Raw genomic sequence first — 20030 nt, forward strand, 5'->3', positions numbered from 1 at the left:
ACCATGCCTGCCGCTCAGACCTGCGCCTGACCGCCATCGGCGGCAATTTCGGCGCCGTTGATGAAGCTCGAATCGTCGGACGCCAGGAACGTCACCACGCGGGCGATTTCCTCCGGGGCGCCCAGCCGGCCCATCGGCACCAGCGAGGCCAGGTAGCCCAGCAGCCCGTCCTGGCCCGCCTTGGTGTCGCCGCCCAGCTCGGCCAGGCCCACCGTGTGCGTGGAACCGGGGCTCACCACGTTCACGCGGATGCCGCGATCCTTGAGGTCCAGCACCCAGCTGCGGGCCAGGCCGCGCACCGCCGCCTTCGAGGCGCTGTAGATGCTGAACGCCGGTGTGCCCGTCGATCCGGCAATCGAGCCGGTCAGTATGATGGAACCGCCCTTGCCCATCAGCGGCAGGGCCTTCTGCACCGTGAACACCACGGCGCGGACATTGCGATTGAACGTATCGTCGAAATGCTGCGCCGTGATCTCGCCAAGCGGCGCCATGGTGCCGCCGCCGGCATTGGCGAACAGCACGTCCAGCCGCCCATCGCCCTCGCGGATCGTCTTGACCAGCGCATCGAGATCGGCCTCGCGGGTCACGTCGCCCTGCACGCCCACCGCGCCATGGCCGATGGCTGCCACGGCCTTGTCCAGTTCCGCCGCGCGGCGGCCCGTCACATACACCTTCGCGCCTTCCCGGGCCAGGTCCTGCGCGGCGGCCAGTCCGATGCCGCTCGTGCCGCCAGTTACCAGGGCGATCTTGCCTTCCAGTCGCTTGCTCATGATGTGTTCCTTTCGTGTTGAAGAGTGGATGAGCTCAACTGTAGGCGTTAATGATTTTCGAATAAACAGCGACCAAATTAAATCATTATTCATTCCCATGAATAATCTGGCATACTGCGTGCGGTGCCACGCCCTGCCCGTTTTTTGCCTTTCCCTGACCCATGGATCAACTGCAAGCCCTGCGCGTGTTCGTCCGCATCGCCGAGTCCGGCGGCTTCAGCAAGGCCGCCGACACGCTCAACATTCCGCGCCCCACCGTCACCAAGCTGATCCAGGACCTGGAATCGCACCTCCGCATCAAGCTGTTCCAGCGGTCCACCCGCAAGGTGGTGGTGACCGACGAGGGCCAGGCGTACTATCGCCGCGCGGTCAAGCTGCTGGCCGATGTGGATGAGATGGATACGCTGTTTGCCGATGCCCGTGGCGCACCGCGTGGGCGCCTGCGCGTGGACATCGGATCATCGCTGGCCAACCTGATCCTGCTGCCCAACCTGCCGTCCTTCCGCGCGAAGTATCCCGAGATCCAGCTCGAAGTCGGCGTCGGCGACCGCCATGTCGACCTGATCGGCGATGCCGTCGATTGCGTGATCCGGGGCGGCGACCTGACCGATACGTCGCTGATCGCCCGGCATGTCGCCAGCCTGGACTGGGGCACCTACGCCGCCGCGCCGTACGTTGCCGCGCGCGGCAAGCCGACGCACCCGGCCGCGCTGCAGACCGACCACGACGTGGTGGGCTACTTCTCGTCGCTCACGGGCCGCGTGATGCCGCTGCTGTTCGAGCGCGACGGCGAGCGCATCGACGTGGACGTGCGCAACCGGCACGGCGTGTTTGTCAACGAGAGCACGGGCCACCTGACGGCCCTGGTCAGCGGCCTGGGCGTGGCGCAGACCTTCGGCTTCATGGCGCGGCCGCATGTGGAATCCGGCGCGCTGGTCCCTCTGCTGCCTGAATGGAGCCGGCCGCTGCATCCGTTGCATATCGTGTTCCACCCGTCGAGAAACCAGAGCGCGAGGCTGCGGGCGTTTGTGGACTGGGTGGTGGCACTGTTCGCGCCGTACGACTGCACGGGCAGGCGCTAGGCCTGCGCCACGTGGCGGCCCCGCGTTGGCCGGCGTTACACTGCCGCCCATGCCCGATGACCGCCAACCCACTTCCCCACCGCCTTCGCCGCAACCCCTGACCGCCTGCTTCCGGAGCGGCGACGCCATGCGCAGCCGGCGCGTGAGCGAGGTGATCCTGTCGGATACGCTGGACATCCCCGCCCCGCCGGCGCGGCTGCTGGCGGACTGGGCGCGCGAGATTGCGTCGCAGATGACGCTGGAGCCCGGCGATGTCGAGGTCATGCCGCTGGCCCGTGCGCGGATGCGCTGGCCCGACTACGCGCGCTGTGTGCAGGCCGTGGCCGACTGGACGGCGTCGCTGGGCCTGCCGGGCCTGCTGGCCCAAAGCGATATCGCGTTGATGGTCTGCCGGGGCGCCCGGTATCACCATGACGGCGACCAGTACGGCGGCGCGGCCTTCTGCAATCTGTTCCTGAGCGACGACAAGGGACAGGACGTACATTTTCCATCGCTGGACCTGCGCATCCCCCTGCGTCGCGGCACGGTGCTGCTGTTCGATACCTGCCAACCCCACGGCGTGGTGCCGCGCGGCGCGGACCGCTTCGATCCCGCCGATTTCCCGGCCAACCAGGACGGACACGACAACACGCAGCTGTTCCTGACCTGGGAACTGCCCATCGAAGAGGCACCGGTGGCCCGCGCCCTACGCGTGACGTTCGACCATGACCGGGCAGCCGCCGCACAGGTCGAGGAAGAGCAGGTGCGGCGCGATGGCCGGCGAGTCTGGGTATGCCCGGTCACCGGCCAATGGCTGCTGGCTGACCCGCAGACCTGACGGCACCGCCGGCAAGCGATAGACGGGGCCAGAACCGCGTCCGGCCCCGCCCGCTTCAGATATGCGTGAATACCGCCTCTTTCGGCAGGCGGGACTTCGGCAGGCCGGCATTGAAGTCCTTTTCGCTGCGCCGGCCCAGCGACACCAGCACGACGCTGGTCAGGCCGCGCTCACGCAGGTTCAGTGCCGTGTCCAGCGCGCCCGCGTCGAAGCCCTCCATCGGTGTGGCGTCGATGCCAAGCATCGCGGCGCCCAGCAGCAGGCCGCCCAGCGCCAGGTAGACCTGCTTTTCCATCCATTGCGGCACGTCGCGCAGCGTGTAGCGGTGCAGGTCCACATACGAGCGGCGGCTCTTGTCCTGGCCTTCGCGGGCGCCTTCCACCTTGAACCGGCCGTCGCGTTCCTCCTGGTCCAGCACGGCGCGCAGGTGGGCTTCGTCCAGGTCGGCACGCATGCACAGCGCAATCACGTGCGAGGCATCGACGATCTTCGGATGGTTGTACGAAAACGTGCCGGTGGCCGCCCTGGCGATGGTCTCGCGGCCCTGGGGCGTCGATGCCACCACGAAATGCCACGGCTGCGAGTTGACCGACGACGGGCTGTTGTGCAGCCACGCCAGCAGCATGTCCACCTGTTCCTGCGGCAAGGTCTGGCCGCCTTCGTAAGCCTTGACGGTATGGCGGGACAGGACGGCATCGGTGAAATTCATGAGGGGCTCCGGATCGTGGATAAGTAAATCGACTATGCGTCGCATTATCGTCGCCGCGATGCTATCGAAAAACCGGGGAAATCTGTCAGGACTTTCACTTCGGGAGTGAAAATGACCAGGCCTTCCAGGGCGCCCGCCGCGGCAGGCGCGGGTGCCCGGAGGGCGATCGCCCTCTCAGCGGCCTGGAAACACCAGCCGGAACGTGGTCAGGTCGTCGGGCACCGATTCCACCTGCACCGCGCCGTGGTGCAGTTCCATGATGGTCTTCACGATGGCCAGCCCGATGCCCGACGATTCCCCGGAATTGGCGCGTGCGGGGTCGCCACGGAAGAATCTGTCGAACAAACGCGGCAGGTGCTCGGGCGCGATGCCCGGCCCGTGGTTGGCCACTTCGATTACCACCGTGCCGGCTTCGTGCCGGCTCCGGAGCGCAATCACCGCCGATTCGGGAGAGTGATGCACGGCGTTCGACAGCAGGTTGCCCAGCGCGCGCCGGAACAGCGTGGCATCGGCGTAGAGCGTGCCCCGCGCGTCCACGTGGATGGCGATGCCGCGCGCATCGGCCAGCAGCTCGAAATAGTCGGCCTGACGGGCCAGTTCGGACGGCAGGTCGAGTTCCACCCGGTGCATGGCCACCTGCGCATTGTCGGCGCGCGCCAGGAACAGCATGTTCTCGATCATGCGCGACAGCCGCTCGTATTCCTCGACGTTGGATGCCAGCAGCGCCTGGTATTCCTCCACAGACCGCTCGCTCGACAGCGCCACCTGGGTCTGGCCCAGCAGGTTGCCGATCGGGGTGCGGAAATCATGAGCCAGGTCGGCCGAGAACTGCGACAGGCGCTCGTAGCGTTCGCGCAGGCGGTCGATCATGCGCTGCAGCGCGCTGGCCAGTTCGTCCAGTTCCGCCGGCAGCCGCGACGGATCGACCGGCAGCACGCCGCTGGCAAACGTCACCGACGCCGTGCCGGCCGCAATGCGCCGCAGCGGCGCCATGCCTGCGTGCAAGGCCGCGTAGCCCAGCAAGCCCGCGCCCAGGGCCCCAAGGCACGCGGCGATGCAGAGCTTCAGCCGATAGTCGCGCAGCAGCACCACGCGCGACGCCGCCACCTGGTAGATCTCCGCCCGCACCGTCCGCGCGCCCGCGCCGGTGCCCAGGCGCGCCTGCATCGCCAGACCGCGCGCCGGTATCGCGCCAGGTGTCTCCCATGACTGGATGGCCGCTGGCGATGGCGGCGTGTCGGCGCCAATGGCGTCCACCGCCGACATGTTGCCTGGCTGCGCGCCCGCCTGCGTCAGCAGCGCGCCATCCGTCGCCAGCAGCCGCAAGCCGAATTCCTCGTTGCCCGCGACAATGCCGCGAATCTCCTGCCACCGGCCGGCCTGGGCGTCGGCGGCCGGCAATTCGGCCAGCTCGGCGCGCGCACGAACGGCCTTGCGCAGCAGTTCCGAATCGTCGCGCTCGATGATCTGCGTGGCCAGCGCCCGGTACAGGTACAGGCCCACGCCCGCGAAGGCGCAGCCGGCGATCAGCGCGAATGCCACCGCCAGCCGCGCGGTCAGCGAGCGGAGCAGCAGGCGGGTATGCCGGCGCGCTGTCACGACGCGCGCAGTTCCAGCACGTAGCCGATGCCGCGCACGCTGTGGATCAGCTTGGGCGCGAAATGGTCGTCCATCTTGGCGCGCAGGCGCCGGATGGCCACATCGACCACGTTGGTGTCGCTGTCGAAATTCATGTCCCAGACATGCGATGCGATCTGCGTGCGGCTCAGCACCTCGCCGCTGCGGCGTGCCAGGAAATGGAGCAGCGCAAATTCGCGCGGCGTCAGGTCGATGCGCTGGCCGGCGCGCATCACGCGATGCCGGATCAGGTCGATTTCCAGGTTGGCCACCTCGATGCGGTCGGCCTCGCGCACCGGCCCGCGCCGCAGCAGCGTGCGCACGCGCGCCAGCAGTTCCACGAAGGCGAACGGCTTGGCCAGGTAGTCGTCGCCGCCCAGCTCCAGGCCGCGCACGCGGTCTTCCACCTCGTCGCGCGCCGTCAGGAACAGCACGGGCGTGTCCTTGCTTTCGCGCAGCCGGCGCAGCACGTCCCAGCCGTTCATGCCGGGCAGCATCACGTCAAGGATGATCAGGTCGTAGTCGTCTTCCATCGCGTGGTGCAGGCCATCGGCGCCAGTGCGCGCCAGATCCACCACAAAGGACGACTCGGCCAGCCCCTTGCGCAGGTATTCGCCCGTTTTCGGTTCGTCTTCGACTACCAGGATCTTCATCGGTCCAGTCCTCAACCATCGGCGGCGCCAATCCGCCGCATTGCCAGCAGGATGGTAGCGACCGGCGCCGCCGGTTTGGATGACAAGACTGTAATCGTTTTGACCGGAATTCACAGGGCGGGCGGTTTCTAGAATCGGCTCCATTCCTTACGATTGCCGCGCCATCGGGGCGCTGGGAGAGAAAGCATGTGGATTGTCAGGCTCGCCCTGCGCAGGCCCTATACCTTCATCGTGCTCGCCATCCTGCTGTTGCTGGGCGGCGTGGTGGCCATCCTGCGCATGCCGACCGACATCTTCCCGTCGATCGACATCCCGGTGGTCAGCGTGGTGTGGAGCTACAACGGCCTGTCCGCGCAGGACATGGCCCAGCGCATCGTCACCGGCTACGAGCGGTCGCTGACCACCGATGTCGACAACATCGAGCACATCGAGTCGCAGTCGCTGCCGGGCGTGGCCGTGATCAAGGTCTTCTTCCACCCCGGCGCCGATATCAACCGTGCGATCTCGCAAGCGACGGCGGGCGCGCAATCGATCCTCAAGCAGATGCCGCCGGGCGCCACGCCGCCGCTGGTGCTGAGCTACAACGCCTCGACGGTGCCAATCCTGCGCCTGGCGCTGGGCAGCGACACGCTGCCCGAGCAGGAACTATACGACCTGGGCAACAGCTTTATCCGCACGCAGCTGGCCACGGTGCAGGGGGCGTCGGTGCCGCTGCCCTATGGTGGCAAGGTGCGCCAGGTGATGGTGGACCTGAACGTGCCGGCGCTGCAGGCCCGCGGGCTGGCGCCGCTGGACGTGGTCAACGCCATCAACGCCCAGAACCTGGTGCTGCCCGGCGGCACGGCCAAGATCGGGGCGCTCGAATACCGCGTGGACCTCAACGGCAGCACCCAGACCGTGGCCGCGCTGAACGACCTGCCGGTACGCAGCGGCCCCGACGGCACGGTCTACGTGCGCGATGTGGCGCAGGTGCACGATGGCTACGCGCCCCAGACCAACGTGGTGCGCCACGACGGCAAGCGCGCCGCGCTGCTGGAAATCGAGAAGACCGGCAGCGCGTCCACGCTGACCGTGGTGGCGCAGATCCGCGCCCTGCTGCCGCACATCCTGTCCGGCCTGCCAAAGTCGCTGCAGGTGCAGCCGCTGTCGGACCAGTCCGTGTTCGTCACCTCGGCCATCGACGGCGTGCTGCACGAGGCGCTGGTGGCCGCCTGCCTGACGGCCATGATGATCCTGCTGTTCCTGGGAAGCTGGCGCGCCACGCTGATCATCGCCATCACCATCCCGCTGTCGGTGCTGGCCGCCCTCATCGGGCTGGCGGCGCTGGGACAGACGCTGAACATCATGACCCTGGGCGGCCTGGCGCTTGCGGTGGGCGTGCTGGTGGACGACGCCACCGTGGCTATCGAGAACATTGCCCACCACCGCGAAACGGGCAAGCCGCTGGAGCAGGCTATTCTCGACGGGTCGGGCGAGATCGCGCTGCCCACGCTGGTATCCACGATGTGCATCTGCATCGTGTTCCTGCCGATGTTCCTGCTCAGCGGCGTGGCGCGCTACCTGTTCGTGCCGCTGGCCGAGGCGGTGGTGTTTGCGATGATGGCTTCGTACTTCCTGTCCCGCACCCTGATTCCCACGCTGGCGCACTACCTGCTGCGCGGCGAGTCGAATGCGCAAACAGCCGGGCGCCGCGCAACGGGGCGCCGGGCGGGCGTGGCCGGCTGGTTCGGCGCGGCGCACCGCCGCTTCGAGGCCGGCTTCGAGCGGGTGCGCGGCGCCTACGGGCGCATGCTGTCCGCCGCGCTGGCCAGGCCTCGCCGGACCATGACCATCTTCGCGCTGGCCTGCGCCGGGTCGATGACGCTGGCGCCGTTCCTGGGCCAGGACTTCTTCCCGGCCGTCGATAGCGGCGAGATCCGCCTGCATATGCGCGTTCGCACCGGGACGCGTATCGAGGAAACCGCCCGCATCACCGATCAGGTCGAAGCCGACATCCGCCGCGTGGTGGGGCCGCAGCACGTGGCGGGCATCGTCGACAACATCGGCCTGCCGGTCAGCGGCATCAACCTGACCTACGATTCGTCGCTGCCGATCGGCACCGGCGACGCCGAGATCCTGGTGTCGCTGAAGCCCGACGCAGGCCGCTCCAGCGTGCTGATCGAACAGCTCGACGCCGTGCTGCAGAAGGATTTCCCGGGCGTCAGCTTCTCGTTCCTGCCGGCCGACATGGTCAGCCAGATCCTGAACTTCGGCCTGCCCGCGCCCATCGACATCCAGATCGTGGGCAAGGATCTGGCCGGCAACCGCAAGGTGGCGGATGAACTGCTGCGCAAGCTGGCCGGCGTACCGGGCCTGACAGACCTGCACCTGCAGCAGCCGGCCGACCAGCCCGCGCTGACCGTCGACGTGGACCGCACGCGGGCGCTGCAGGCGGGGCTGTCGCAGCACGAAGTGGCGCAGAACCTGCTGATTGCGCTATCCGGCAGCGGCCAGACCGCGCCCAACTTCTGGCTCAACCCGAAGAACGGCGTCAGCTATCCGCTGGCCGTGTCCGTGCCCCAGTACGCGATGGATTCGCTGCAGCGCCTGTCGAACATCCCGCTGGGCCTGGGCGCCGACACCGCGCAACAGGGCGGCGCCGGGCAACTCGGCCAGTTCGGCACCATCGCCCGCGGAAGCCAGCAAGGCGTGGTGTCGCACTACAACGTGCAGCCCGTGCTGGACCTGTTCGGCTCAGTGCGCGGCCGCGACCTCGGCGCCGTGGCCGGCGACGTGCAGCGCATCGTCGATCAGGTGCGCCCGCAACTGCCGGCCGGGTCAGACATCGTCGTACGCGGCCAGGTGCAGACCATGCACGCGTCGTTCACGGGGCTGCTCACGGGCCTGGCCGCCGCCATCGTGCTGGTGTATCTGCTGATGGTGGTGAACTTCCAGTCATGGCTCGATCCGCTGGCCATCGTCGGCGCCCTGCCCATGGCGCTGGCGGGCATGGCGTGGATGCTGTTTGCCACCGACACGACGATCAGCGTGCCGGCGCTGACCGGCGCCATCATCTGCGTGGGCATTGCCACGGCCAACAGCATCCTGGTCATCAGCCATGCGCGCGACAGCCTGTCGGCAGGCAAGAACGCCATCGACGCCGCCTGGGACGCCGGCTTCAGCCGCTTCCGCCCGGTGGCGATGACCGCGCTGGCGATGCTGTTCGGCATGGTGCCGATGGCACTGGGCTCGGGCGGCGCCGGCGCGCAGAACGCCCCGCTGGGCCGCACCGTGATCGGTGGCCTGGCCTTCGGCACCGTGGCCACGCTGGTGCTGGTGCCTGTCTTCTTCGCCGTGCTGCATGGCTGGATGGCCGGCCGCGCACGATCCGATCACAACACGCCCCTTCAGGAGCGCCTGGCATGACCCGAACCGACCTCGATCCCAAGGCGGCCGCGCCGCGCCGCAACCCCAGGCTGGCCATGCTGGCTCTGGCGGGCGCCGCCGTGGCGCTGGCCCTGACGGCCGGCATCGTGCCGCGCTGGCAAGGCCACGCCGTATTGCAGCAGCGCGCGCAGGCCGCGCAGACGCCCATCGTCAGCGTGGTGCAGCCGCGCGCCGCAGCGGCCGCGCACGACATCACCCTGCCCGCCGACGTCCGCGCCTACGAGGACGCCGCCATCCATGCGCGCGTCAACGGTTATCTGCGTCACTGGTACGCCGACATCGGCACCCCGGTCAAGGCCGGCCAGTTGCTGGCCGAGATCGACGCGCCCGAAGTGGCCGACCAGTTGCGCCAGGCACGCGCCGACGAAGCGACCGCCGCCGCCAACTACCAGTTGGCGAGTACCACGGCCAAACGCTGGCAGGACCTGCAGGCGACGAACTCCGTCGCCCAGCAGGAAACCGACCAGAAGGTGGCCGACATGAACGCCAAGGCGGCGCTGCTGGCGGCGGCGCGCTCGAATACCTCGCGGCTGGCCCAGCTTGCCAGCTACACGCAGATCCGGGCGCCATTCGACGGCGTGATTACCGCGCGCAACGTCGATACCGGGGCGCTGATCGATGCCGGCAGCGCGCCCGGCCAGGGTCGCGAACTGTTCCATATCTCGGCCGGCACGCGGCTGCGCGTCTATGCGCAGGTGCCGCAGGACGTGAGCGCGGCAATGGGGCCCGGCACGCAGGCCTGGCTGACGCTGCCGCAAGCGCCGGACAAGCGCTACCCCGCCACGGTGGCGCGCACGGCCGGTGCCATCGATCCCGTCACGCGCAGCCTGCGCGTGGAACTCGATGTCGATAGCCAGGACGGCCGCATCCTGCCGGGCGCCTACGCACAGGTGCATCTGGAAGTGGGCAGCGCACACGCCGGCCTCGATCTGCCGGCCAATACGCTGATGTTCCCCGCCGGCGGCCCGACCGTGGCCGTGGTCGGCCCGGACAACACACTGACGATCCGCCACGTGGCGCTGGGCCGCGACTTCGGCACCCATGTGGAAGTGCTGGACGGACTGCAAGCCAGCGACCGCGTCGTGGTCAACCCCGGCGACGGCATCGTGGCCGGCATGACGGTACGCGTGGCCGCGCCGGCAAAGGGAGGTCCGGCATGACGCTCACCATGAAACCGGTCATGAAGCGCACCCTCCATCGCACCTTCCACCGCACCGTCATCGTGCTGGCCTGCGCATGGCTGGCCGGCTGCGTCAGCGTGCCCTATCACGTCCCGGCGATGCCACTGCCGACCGTCTATCACGAAGCTCAGGACGGTGCCGCGCAGGGCGCACAGCCGGACGACGCCATCGCGCCGGACTGGTGGCGCGCGTACGACGACGCCACGCTCGACGCCCTGCTGGCCCGCATCGACGTGTCGAACCAGAGTCTGCTGAAGTCGATGGCCCTGCTGCGCGATGCCCGCGCCCAGGTGGATGCCGCCCGCGCCGATTACTTTCCGACCGTTGGCGCCACGGCCAGCGTCACGAGTACGCACCTGTCGGCCAACGTACTCGGTCACTCGCGGGCCGGCAAGACCACGCCCGACCACCTGCTAGGCCTTGGTGCCAGTTGGGAACCCGACCTGTTCGGACGCATCGGCAACAACGTCGATGCCGCGAAAGCGCGACTGCAGGCCAGCGCCGACGACCTAGCCGCCGTCCGCCTGAGCCTGCAGGCCGAAGCCGCGATCGATTACTTTGGTATCCGGTCGCTCGACCGCGAGGCCGCATTGCTTCAGCAGACCGTGGACGCATACGCGTCGGTGCTGCAACTGGTGACCAACCGCTACAAGGGCGGCATCGCCGCCGAAGGCGATGTCGCGCAGGCCCAGGCTCAGGTGGAAAGCACACGAGCGCAACTGGCCGACCTGCAACTGGCGCGCTCCCAGGTGCTGCATGCACTGGCCACGCTGGTGGGCGAACCCGCCAGCACGTTTGCGCTGCCGGCACTCCCCGCCCAAGCGGCCGACGCCGCAAGCGCCGATATCGCCCTGCCCGCCACTCCGGCCGCCGTGCCAGCCACCCTGCTGCAGCGCCGCCCCGACATCGCGGCCGCCGAGCGCCGCGTCGCCGCCGCCAACGCGCAGATCGGCGTGGCCCGCGCGGCGTTCTTCCCGACGCTGATGCTGAACCTGAACGGCGGACTCGAAAGCTCGGGGCTGGCCGGCTGGCTGACCGCGCCAAGCCGCTTCTGGGCTGTGGGCCCAGCCCTGGCCGCAACGATATTCGACGGCGGCAAGCGCCAGGCCGGCGTGGACAGCGCCCGCGCCCAGTTCGACGCCAGCGCCGCCGACTACCGCGAAACGGTGCTCAAGGCCGTACAGGACGTGGAAGACAACTACGCCGCACTACGGTTGCTGGACCACGAAGCCGCCAGCCAGCAAGCCGCCGTCACCGCGTCCAGCCGCGCCCTGCAACAGGCCACCGACCGCTACCGCAAGGGCGCCGCCGCCTACCTCGACGTCAACGTCGTGCAAGCCGCCGCCCTGACCGACGCCCGCGCGCTGGAAGCCGTGCACCGCAGGCAGTTGGCGGCCAGCGTGTCGTTGTTCCGGGCGTTGGGTGGGGGGTGGGAGGGCGCGGGCGCTGGACTCCAGTAGAACTGGTTGTTTTGCCTTTACGTGATTGGAAGCGATCGAGCGTCCGGAGCTTCCGCCCAGCCCTATATGCTTTGAAAGCAAATGCTTGGGAAACTGCAGGAACCGACAAGAGGATTACTTCGATCAGAAATTATTGCTCCACATCCGCGTCGATTCCTCCGTACTCAGACAGAATCCGGTGACTCACAGCAATTAAATGCGCCTCCGGCCTGGCTACTCACCAGATCAGTCGCATCCGTGATATTGGGAGATGCTTTGGAAAATTTCGTCATCCGTATCGGCCAACGTACTCACGACAAGCATCATTCTGTTTTTTTTCCACAGCCAACCACAGGGCCCTAACTCCACGCCCGAACACGCGATCATCTCTGGGCGGCCCTTGCAGCGCAAATCATACGATTCACATGGCAGCGCGTGGGATGCTGTATATGGCGTCCAGCCGGCCGAGATTAGTTGTTGCCGCACTTTCGAGTATTTTGCGCCAACCCTCATCTTTGGATAATCGCGAATTTTCTCGACCACACAGGTAGCACCAACATTAATATGCAAGAAGCATAAAAAAACAAAAAAATGGATCGCATCAAAACCCTCTTATCGTGCGAGCGCGTTGACAATATTACCGTTTTACCAGTGGACCGAAATTCCCTCAGCCCCTGAGCAGCGATACAAATACTTCATGAGCACAAACGGTACCTCAATTATTCAATCTCTGCTTCTCCTTGACCTCTGGAACATCCAGGTTTTTCCATACCTTCGAGAGTTTCCTCACAATGCTATTGGCGTCTTTATACTGAAAAACGGCTGACTTGCCATTTTTCCAAGTCCCGTCCCATCCCTCCGGAAACGCGCCCATACCGTAACAATCTCTAATGCAGGCATCAGCGCCGTCTAAGGCAATATGACGATATATGAATACGCGGTAAAAATGTCCGGAAAAATCGGCAGCCCGCGAGCTTATTGACCACCTCACGAGCACGACTAATGCCTGGTTTTTCAAGAGCACTCCCTCCACTACCTCAGGGGAAGCCCCGTTTATGTCATACCTATCAATAAGAACCCTCTGGTCATCACATGTCCATATTGGCAACACGAAAAATGGAGTCGCACCGAGCGAGCCCGCACTCTGATGCAAAAACTCTCGCTCGAACACGACGGCGCAGCCGGGCCGTATAGCAGTTCCATCAATAGATGTGTCACCTGTCTCTGCGGCAAATTGTGATTTTGAAAGCATTATAAAAACAATGCCCGCGACGATATGCAGTATATTTCTTACCATCCCTTCCTTTCCGTTAGCGACTCCCCCCATCGATCACCGCACGGCCCGTTCCCTTTATTCAGCATTTCAAAAACTCGCTTCGCAGCCAACTTTCGTCGAGCAAATTCTTTTAGCGCCGGGTTTATTTTTAAAGTAACACCGCGGATATCATTATCGTCGGCTTTTTTATTGATTGACCGAGAATGCCAAAACCACGCAGCCGAATCGGCGGCAACAAATGGATTAACCTTCACCAGATCGGGATCGTTTACAACGTCTATCCCACTGTGGACCTTATACTCTTCATAGGTGGGCAGCCATGTCATATGTAAAAGACCCCTACCACGATAGTCTTTGCCCGGATGTTGGTCGTTCCCGAACAGTACTTCGCCGAGCTTTCTATCGTTCTTCACAAGATGTTGCTTCGCGTACTGCTCCATTTCTGATAGCGACATCCGTGGGCACAATCTACCAAGACCCGCTTTCAGCGCCGAAGGGTATGTGCTCCATAGATGATCGCCGTTCGAATAATAAAGAATTTCACTGAAAGCCGTAAATCCACTACATTCGACCTCGCACTGCGCCAAGAAATGCGAAACCCTATGACATGTATTAATGCCGTAAATTGTTAATACATTGAATAGCGAATCCGAAAACGCATCGGCGTCGTTATCGCTTATACCATCGAATATTGCACGCAGTGTATCTTCAGCAGGAAAAAGATCAGTGGCACAGTTAGTGCACCTTAACTGACCGACTGAAAAATAATTCCCCACCACCCCCACCGGATGCATATGAAACACCGCCGGACCAGGTAAATCCGGCAGTCTCGCCTTGACCTCCTCCCACCACACCAGTTTCTCGATACGCCGTTGCTCGGCTGCGTACTGGGCATTCGCACCCGTCTCCTTTTCGAGTTCCGCGGTCAGCGATTTCCATTTGGACGGGTTGGCCCATTCGCTTTCGTGTCGGATAATCAGGCGCGATGCACGAAGCGACTGCCATCTGTCTTTCGCGGCCACGCATAGCTCGTCGATGGCGCGGTCGCCGTTACTGCCGGGGCAAATTGCCTGATAGACGCTTTTCATTAGCGGACTTAGTTTGTCCAGCGCAGCGGTGGCCGGCATGTCTTTGTCGCAGGCATAGTCGACGTACGCTTTTGATTTGGCGCATAGCGTATGGGCGGGGTCATGCGCGCCCTCGATGGGCTGGAAATCCACCCAATCCTGCGGATACTCGCGCGTGACGCGACCGCCCGCGAAATTCTGTTCTCGTACCCAGCCGCTGATTTCGTTGCCAAGNCACGCATAGCTCGTCGATGGCGCGGTCGCCGTTACTGCCGGGGCAAATTGCCTGATAGACGCTTTTCATTAGCGGACTTAGTTTGTCCAGCGCAGCGGTGGCCGGCATGTCTTTGTCGCAGGCATAGTCGACGTACGCTTTTGATTTGGCGCATAGCGTATGGGCGGGGTCATGCGCGCCCTCGATGGGCTGGAAATCCACCCAATCCTGCGGATACTCGCGCGTGACGCGACCGCCCGCGAAATTCTGTTCTCGTACCCAGCCGCTGATTTCGTTGCCAAGCATGTTGGCGCTATGCACTTTCCACCTGTTGAGCTTCAGGTTGTCCGCGCCAGGGCTCGTCTCCGTGAACTTGTGTTCCTTTCGCCGACCCAGTTCCGCTAGCGACAGCATTAGGACGACATCGGTGCGCGGAGCGTCCTTTCCCTCCTGATGGGCTGCCTTGTAGAGCTTTGTTCGCCTGTCGATACGCAGCAGGGTGGGTTCGGCAGGCAACCCAAGTGCCTTCCAGCGCGCGGTGTGTGGCGAGTGTTCCTGGATCCAGGCTCGGCTCGCCTGCAGGAATACCTTGATTTCGTCGCCACAGAATATCTCGATATGGACCATTCGGGTCGGCACTGCGTTGCCGAGCGAGTCGTACCGGCCGAGGTGGCCGAGCAACTGGCCCGCTTTGACCTTGATCGGTTTTGGAGGAACGACTACGCAGTCGAGCGCGGTGTCGGGTATGAATTCCTCGACCACCTGTCCACCATGCTCGCGCCCAAGAAATACCCAGCCGCCGACCGCAGCATCAGGCGCCAGGAAGTCTCCAACGCGGGCCGGAATCGGCGGGCCGCTGCGTGCGATTTTTCCCCAGTTGCCAGTGCGCTCGCTGATGCTGAACTGTGTGCCCTGCGGCAGGATGCCAAGCGCCGTGCCGCCGGCCCGTGCTGACCGCACGCGCAGGCCCTTCTGCTTGGCGGGCGCAGCGCGCAGGCCGGGCCTGTCGCGTTGCTGATCCCGGGCGAACGTCGTGACCTTGAACTCCGGTGACCAATGGGCCGGGCGGGGCAACGTCTTCCTGTCCTCGTAGCCAGCCAGGTCCTGCAGGTGCATGTACAGGCTGTAGAAAGTCAGCCAGGTCCCGCGTGGAAACTCCATCTTGTGGCGCACCAGGGCGAAACCCGTGCTGTAGCAAGCCTGGATGGCGGACTGCTGGCCGTTGCCGGGAAGCTCGGTAACTGGAAAGGTTCGATCAAGTCGCCACGCGACGACCTCGCCGTCGGCCATCGCCAGCACGCCGCCGTTCAGGTCGAGGAACTGGCCAGCGCCAGCTTCGGTGATATGGATGCCGCCGTGCCACATGCCGTGGGCGCTGACGGCAAAGGCGCCGCCGGGCTCGAGTCGGAGCAGGCGGTGGAGCTCGTGCTCGTCGGTGATCTCGACGCCGGGCGCGCCTTCCTTTGCAGCCTTTTTTCGTAGGGGGAAGGTGAAGCGGAGGGGTTTCAGTGGGGGCGGCGGCTTGTTGGGTACGGTGGTCGACTTCATGGCCGCCAGCTCCGCCACACACTGCGCAATATTGGACAACAGACGCAAAGGCCGATCAAAGGCCCTGCCGGGCCGGGACGCTCGGCCTCGAATTCGTTTGCTGACATGGGATCGTTGCAACGCACGTTACTGTGCGTCGCACGCTACCCGTGTTCGTCTCTTCGCAAAACAGAAAAAACCACTCCATCTGGCGTATCGCAAATGATCGCCAGTTTTCTCGAAAGATCGTGGATTACCGATGTTCGACAGGAGCGAATGGTGCGCTAAGCGCATCGCCTGGCGCACATAGCATCTGCCTATACCCCGTTCCGCGCCGAATCGATGATGCCGAGCGCCTCGGCCTTGAGCACGAAGTCGGCCAGCGAGCGGGCGCCCATTTTCTTCATGGCCTGGGCGCGGTGGATCTTGATGGTGATTTCGCTGAGCGTCAGTTCGGCGGCAATCTGCTTGTTCAGCAGGCCGCGCACCACGTAGGCCATGACCTCTTTTTCGCGGGGGGTCAATTCGTCGTAGCGTTGGCGCAGGCCGGCGTCGCGCGTGTCGGTCTGGCGTCGGGCGGCGTCGCGGGTCAAGGCGCTTTCGACGGCGTCCAGCATGTCTTGGTCGCGGAACGGTTTGGCCAGGAAATCCATTGCGCCGGCCTTCATGGCCTTGACCGACATGGCGATGTCGCCGTGGGCCGTCATGAAGATGATCGGGATTGGCATCTTGCTGGCGGCGAACTGTTCCTGCACCGCCAGGCCGCTCTGGCCCTTCAGCCGGACGTCGAGGATCAGGCAGCTGGGGATGTCAGGCCGGGGCGCCGCAAGAAAATCGGTGGCCGAGGCGAAGGTCTCGACCTGGTAGCCGACCGAGCGCAGCAGCATCGACACCGCACGGCGCATGGACTCGTCGTCGTCCACCACGTAGACCACGGACACCCCTTCTCCGGACGGGATCGCTGTATTCATGGATTCACTTTCGTTCCGGGCGCGGTCTCGGGGCGCGGCGCAAGCGCGCCGGACGCCACATCTTCCAGGAACCGCTGGACGGCCGCGCCATCGACAGGTTTGCACAGACATGCCTGCGCGCCGGCACGCAAGGCTTCGCGGCGGATGGCATCGGTGCAGAACGCGGTGATGAATATTACCGGAACCTGGCTGCCCTGCGCGTTCAGGGTGCGCAGCATCTCCAGTCCGCTGATCTTGGGCATCTGGACGTCGGACAGGATGCAATGCGCCTCCGCCGCCCCGGCAGCCTCCAGAAAGACCTGAGCCGATGCGTAAGTGCGCGCCTCCCAACCCAGCGAACGGACCAGCCGGGAAGTCGCCGCGCGAATGGAATCGTCGTCGTCAATGATGGCGACAACCAGTTTCTTGGCCAAGGCCGGTACCTCACAACAATCTTATGGCGCAATGGTAGCGGCCCGCATCGGTGGCCAACACTATGCCTTCGTATAGGCGTCGGCCCGCCGCGACACGGCGCGCGGACGTCCCGGCAGCCTGCCAGCACCCTCCGAAAGCCCGCTGCAAGCCCTTTGAAAGCCCGCGCCGGACGGTCTGCGCCGAATCGGGCGCCCGGACGTGCATATGCGAAAGCAGCGCCGATCACGCGGAACGCTCCGCCCCGCGCCGGCGGTAGCCTCAAGCCTCACTCTCTCCTCAGGAAGACCGACATGAGCTACATCACCACCCAGGACGGGACCCGTATCTTCTACAAGGACTGGGGCACCGGCCGCCCCGTGGTCTTCTCGCACGGCTGGCCGCTGCATGCCGACGCCTGGGACGCCCAGATGCTGTTCCTGGTGCAGCACGGCTTTCGCGTGATTGCCCACGACCGTCGCGGCCACGGCCGCTCGGACCAGCCCGCGCACGGCAACGACATGGACACCTATGCCGACGACCTGGCCGCCGTGCTCGACGCCCTCGACATCCAGGGCGCCACGCTGGTTGGCCATTCCACCGGCGGAGGCGAAGTGGCGCACTACATCGGCCGGCATGGCTCGAAGCGCGTGGCCGGGGCGGTGCTGATCGGCGCCGTGCCGCCGATCATGCTCAAGACCGAGGCCAATCCCGGCGGCCTGCCGATGGAAGTCTTCGACGGCATCCGCCAGGGAGTGGCCGACAACCGCTCACAGTTCTACAAGGACCTGGCGCTGCCGTTCTTCGGCTTCAACCGTCCGGGCGCCAAGGTGGCGCAGGGCACCATCGACAATTTCTGGCAGCAGGGCATGGCCGGCGGTGTGCTGGGCCAATACCTGTGCGTGAAGGAGTTCTCGGAAGTGGACTACACCGAAGACCTGAAGAAGATCGACGTGCCCACGCTGGTCCTGCATGGCGACGACGACCAGATCGTGCCGATCGACGATGCCGGCCGCCTGTCGGCCAGGATCGTCAAGGGCGCGACCCTCAAGGTGTACGCCGGCGCTCCGCACGGCATGTGCGTCACGCGAGCCGACGAGGTCAACGCCGACCTGCTGGCCTTCCTGAACCGCTGATCCATCGCCGCACCAACCGGAGAACCGACATGCGTCCGATTCTGGTTCGATCCATCCTTGCCGCCACCTGTCTGCTGGGCGCCGTGGCGGCCCACGCCACCGATCCGGCCACCAGCCCGTTTGCCGCCGACCGCTACGACTACAGCATGCTGCCGGCGGCCAAGGCCCCAGCCCCGACCCCGGCCAGGTGCCACGACGGCAAGGCGGCATGCCATCCGTCGCGTTAGGCGCCCTGCCGCGCGTCACGCGCGGCGGCGTGCTGCTGATGGGGCTGGCCCTTGGGTGCGCCACGGGGGTCGACTTCGTGGCCACCTCGATGCTGGCCACCGGCGCGGTACAGATCCGCGCCGGCGTCTACGCCACGCCCGACGACTTTCTCTGGTGCTTTACGTCCTATGCCGCGGCCGCCATCGTCGCCAACCTGATGCTGCGGCGCATCGCGGACCTGGTCAGCTACCGTGGCTTCACGATGCTGGGCCTGCTGGTGGCCATCGCGGGCGCCCTCCTGTGCGCGGTATCGAACAACATCGTGCAGCTCTCGCTGGCGCTGGCCGTGCAGGGGCTTGGTGCGGGCGGCCTGTTCGCTGCCGCGCGCACGCTGATCCAGATGATCGCCGCCCCGCAGGAGCGCCCGCGTCTGCTCTGGCCGTTCGTGCTGGGCGCCATCGGCATGCTGGCCGCGGCGCCGTGGATCACCGCCACGCTGATCCTTGATGCCAGCTGGCGCCTGATCTTCGTGGTGCAGGCCATCGGCGCCGCCGCCACGCTGTTGCTGGTGTCGGTCACCTATCCGCACCGCGTCACCCCGCCCCGCCCGCCTGACATCGACGCCCTTGCCGCGATGGACTGGTACACCGTGCTGCTGCTGGGTCTGGGGGCACTGGTGCTGGTGCATGGCCTGGCCGATCTGCGGCTCTACACCGCGGCCAGCACGCCCATCGTGGTTGTCCGCCCGCTGGCGGGTGCCGCCCTGATGACACTGGCCTTTCTGCGGCTGCACCGGCATCCCGACCCGTGGCTGAATACGCACCGGCTGGGCGGGAAACGCTATCTGACCGGCCTGGGCTTCTACGCCACCTACTCCTTCATGGCCGGGCTCTGGAACTACCTGATACCGATCGTGCTGCAGCTGGGCCTGGGCTTCTCCTTCGAGACCACCGGCATGGTAACGACGTTGACCGCCACGGCGGGCGTCGTGGCAGGCATCGTGTTCGTGCTGTATGGCGCGCGCCTGCCGGGTTCGCGACGCTGGCTGGCGCTGGGCTATGTCATGCTGGCCGGCGCGGCGTGGATGCTGGCCACGCGTCTGATGACGGACCTGTCGCTGGGCCGCGTGGTGCCGGCACTGCTGCTGCAGAGCGCGGCGCTGCCGTTCAGCCTGATCGTCGTGGCCAAGCTGACGTTCCTGGACACACCGCTCGACGATTTCTCGCACACCTACCAGTTCAAGAACATCGTGCGCCAGGTGGCATCGGCCGCCGGCACGGGCACCGCCGCCCAATGCCTGCAGTACGGCGAGGCGCTGGCGCGCACGCACCTGGTGGCACGCGTCGACCCCTACGGCATCGCACCGCTGCCGCATGGCGCCGCACTGATCGGTCTGTCGCAACAGATCGACCAGCAGGCGGTGTTGCTGGCCGGCGCCAACCTGCTGGCCATCGTGGCGCCCGGCTGCCTGCTGGTGGCTGGCTTTGCGCTCTGGCAGCGGTGGCTGCGGTGAGTTCCCCATAACCGTTTACGGCCTCCTCCCTGCCG

At 65.6% G+C, this 20030-nt stretch carries 16 protein-coding genes; 8 read left to right on the top strand and 8 right to left on the bottom strand.

Features of this window, described 5'->3' with window-relative positions; all coding sequences use genetic code 11:
- Positions 1–14: 14 nt before the first annotated feature.
- Positions 15–770, bottom strand: coding sequence for an SDR family NAD(P)-dependent oxidoreductase (locus tag D9X30_RS20165; RefSeq protein WP_153948741.1), 756 nt, complete (start codon positions 768–770; stop codon positions 15–17).
- A 161-nt stretch (positions 771–931) separates the two neighbouring features.
- On the opposite strand from D9X30_RS20165, the gene D9X30_RS20170 reads away from it, so the two are divergent.
- Together D9X30_RS20170 and D9X30_RS20175 are read left to right on the top strand one after the other, a co-directional pair.
- Positions 932–1852, top strand: a complete 921-nt coding sequence (locus tag D9X30_RS20170; protein ID WP_153948740.1) for a LysR family transcriptional regulator — start codon at positions 932–934, stop codon at positions 1850–1852.
- Between the two features lie 127 nt (positions 1853–1979).
- Positions 1980–2669 carry a hypothetical protein gene (locus D9X30_RS20175; RefSeq protein WP_249641020.1) on the top strand — a complete coding sequence of 230 codons (690 nt, stop codon included), beginning with the start codon at positions 1980–1982 and terminating at the stop codon, positions 2667–2669.
- A 55-nt stretch (positions 2670–2724) separates the two neighbouring features.
- Here the strand turns inward: D9X30_RS20175 and nfsB are convergent, their stop codons facing one another.
- The 3 genes from nfsB to D9X30_RS20190 form a co-directional block, all read right to left on the bottom strand.
- A complete protein-coding gene (gene nfsB / locus D9X30_RS20180) occupies positions 2725–3378 on the bottom strand; it encodes an oxygen-insensitive NAD(P)H nitroreductase (protein ID WP_153948737.1) in 654 nt (217 codons plus the stop codon).
- A gap of 174 nt (positions 3379–3552) precedes the next feature.
- Positions 3553–4977, bottom strand: coding sequence for a heavy metal sensor histidine kinase (locus tag D9X30_RS20185; protein WP_249641021.1), 1425 nt, complete (start codon positions 4975–4977; stop codon positions 3553–3555).
- Positions 4974–5648 (bottom strand): heavy metal response regulator transcription factor, encoded by a 675-nt coding sequence (locus D9X30_RS20190; protein WP_153948736.1) that lies wholly within the window; start codon positions 5646–5648, stop codon positions 4974–4976. The genes D9X30_RS20185 and D9X30_RS20190 overlap by 4 nt, the downstream gene beginning before the upstream one ends.
- Before the next feature lie 186 nt (positions 5649–5834).
- Between D9X30_RS20190 and D9X30_RS20195 the strand changes: the two genes are divergently transcribed.
- Genes D9X30_RS20195 through D9X30_RS20205 form a run of 3 tightly spaced genes read left to right on the top strand, consistent with a single transcriptional unit; the run spans position 5835 to position 11715 of the window.
- A complete protein-coding gene (locus tag D9X30_RS20195) occupies positions 5835–9053 on the top strand; it encodes an efflux RND transporter permease subunit (RefSeq protein WP_153948735.1) in 3219 nt (1072 codons plus the stop codon).
- Complete coding sequence (locus D9X30_RS20200) at positions 9050–10234, top strand: efflux RND transporter periplasmic adaptor subunit (protein WP_153948734.1); 1185 nt, start codon at positions 9050–9052, stop codon at positions 10232–10234. Before D9X30_RS20195 ends, D9X30_RS20200 begins: the two co-directional genes overlap by 4 nt.
- Positions 10235–10254: 20 nt before the next feature.
- Complete coding sequence (locus D9X30_RS20205) at positions 10255–11715, top strand: efflux transporter outer membrane subunit (RefSeq protein ID WP_153948733.1); 1461 nt, start codon at positions 10255–10257, stop codon at positions 11713–11715.
- A gap of 694 nt (positions 11716–12409) precedes the next feature.
- Here D9X30_RS20205 and D9X30_RS20210 read toward each other — a convergent pair.
- The 4 genes from D9X30_RS20210 to D9X30_RS20225 all read right to left on the bottom strand — a co-directional run bounded on the left by D9X30_RS20210 (position 12410) and on the right by D9X30_RS20225 (position 17162).
- A complete protein-coding gene (locus D9X30_RS20210) occupies positions 12410–12991 on the bottom strand; it encodes a hypothetical protein (RefSeq protein ID WP_153948732.1) in 582 nt (193 codons plus the stop codon).
- Entirely contained in the window at positions 12985–14190 is a 1206-nt protein-coding gene (locus D9X30_RS20215; RefSeq protein ID WP_249641022.1) for a glycoside hydrolase family 19 protein, read from the bottom strand. Before D9X30_RS20215 ends, D9X30_RS20210 begins: the two co-directional genes overlap by 7 nt.
- 1905 nt (positions 14191–16095) lie before the next feature.
- Positions 16096–16749 (bottom strand): response regulator transcription factor, encoded by a 654-nt coding sequence (locus D9X30_RS20220; RefSeq protein ID WP_153946069.1) that lies wholly within the window; start codon positions 16747–16749, stop codon positions 16096–16098.
- Positions 16746–17162, bottom strand: coding sequence for a response regulator transcription factor (locus D9X30_RS20225; RefSeq protein WP_153946068.1), 417 nt, complete (start codon positions 17160–17162; stop codon positions 16746–16748). Before D9X30_RS20225 ends, D9X30_RS20220 begins: the two co-directional genes overlap by 4 nt.
- 291 nt (positions 17163–17453) lie before the next feature.
- On the opposite strand from D9X30_RS20225, the gene D9X30_RS20230 reads away from it, so the two are divergent.
- The 3 genes from D9X30_RS20230 to D9X30_RS20240 are packed head-to-tail and all read left to right on the top strand — an operon-like array spanning position 17454 to position 19995.
- Positions 17454–18275 (top strand): alpha/beta fold hydrolase, encoded by an 822-nt coding sequence (locus D9X30_RS20230; RefSeq protein WP_153946067.1) that lies wholly within the window; start codon positions 17454–17456, stop codon positions 18273–18275.
- Between the two features lie 29 nt (positions 18276–18304).
- Complete coding sequence (locus tag D9X30_RS20235) at positions 18305–18502, top strand: hypothetical protein (protein WP_153946066.1); 198 nt, start codon at positions 18305–18307, stop codon at positions 18500–18502.
- The gene (locus D9X30_RS20240) at positions 18484–19995 is read left to right on the top strand and encodes an MFS transporter (RefSeq protein WP_153946065.1); all 1512 of its coding nucleotides are present in this window, start codon (positions 18484–18486) and stop codon (positions 19993–19995) included. Before D9X30_RS20235 ends, D9X30_RS20240 begins: the two co-directional genes overlap by 19 nt.
- Positions 19996–20030 lie beyond the last annotated feature (35 nt).

It is taken from the genome of Cupriavidus sp. U2, from assembly GCF_009663685.2.
GTDB classification, from domain to species: Bacteria; Pseudomonadota; Gammaproteobacteria; order Burkholderiales; family Burkholderiaceae; genus Cupriavidus; species Cupriavidus necator_C.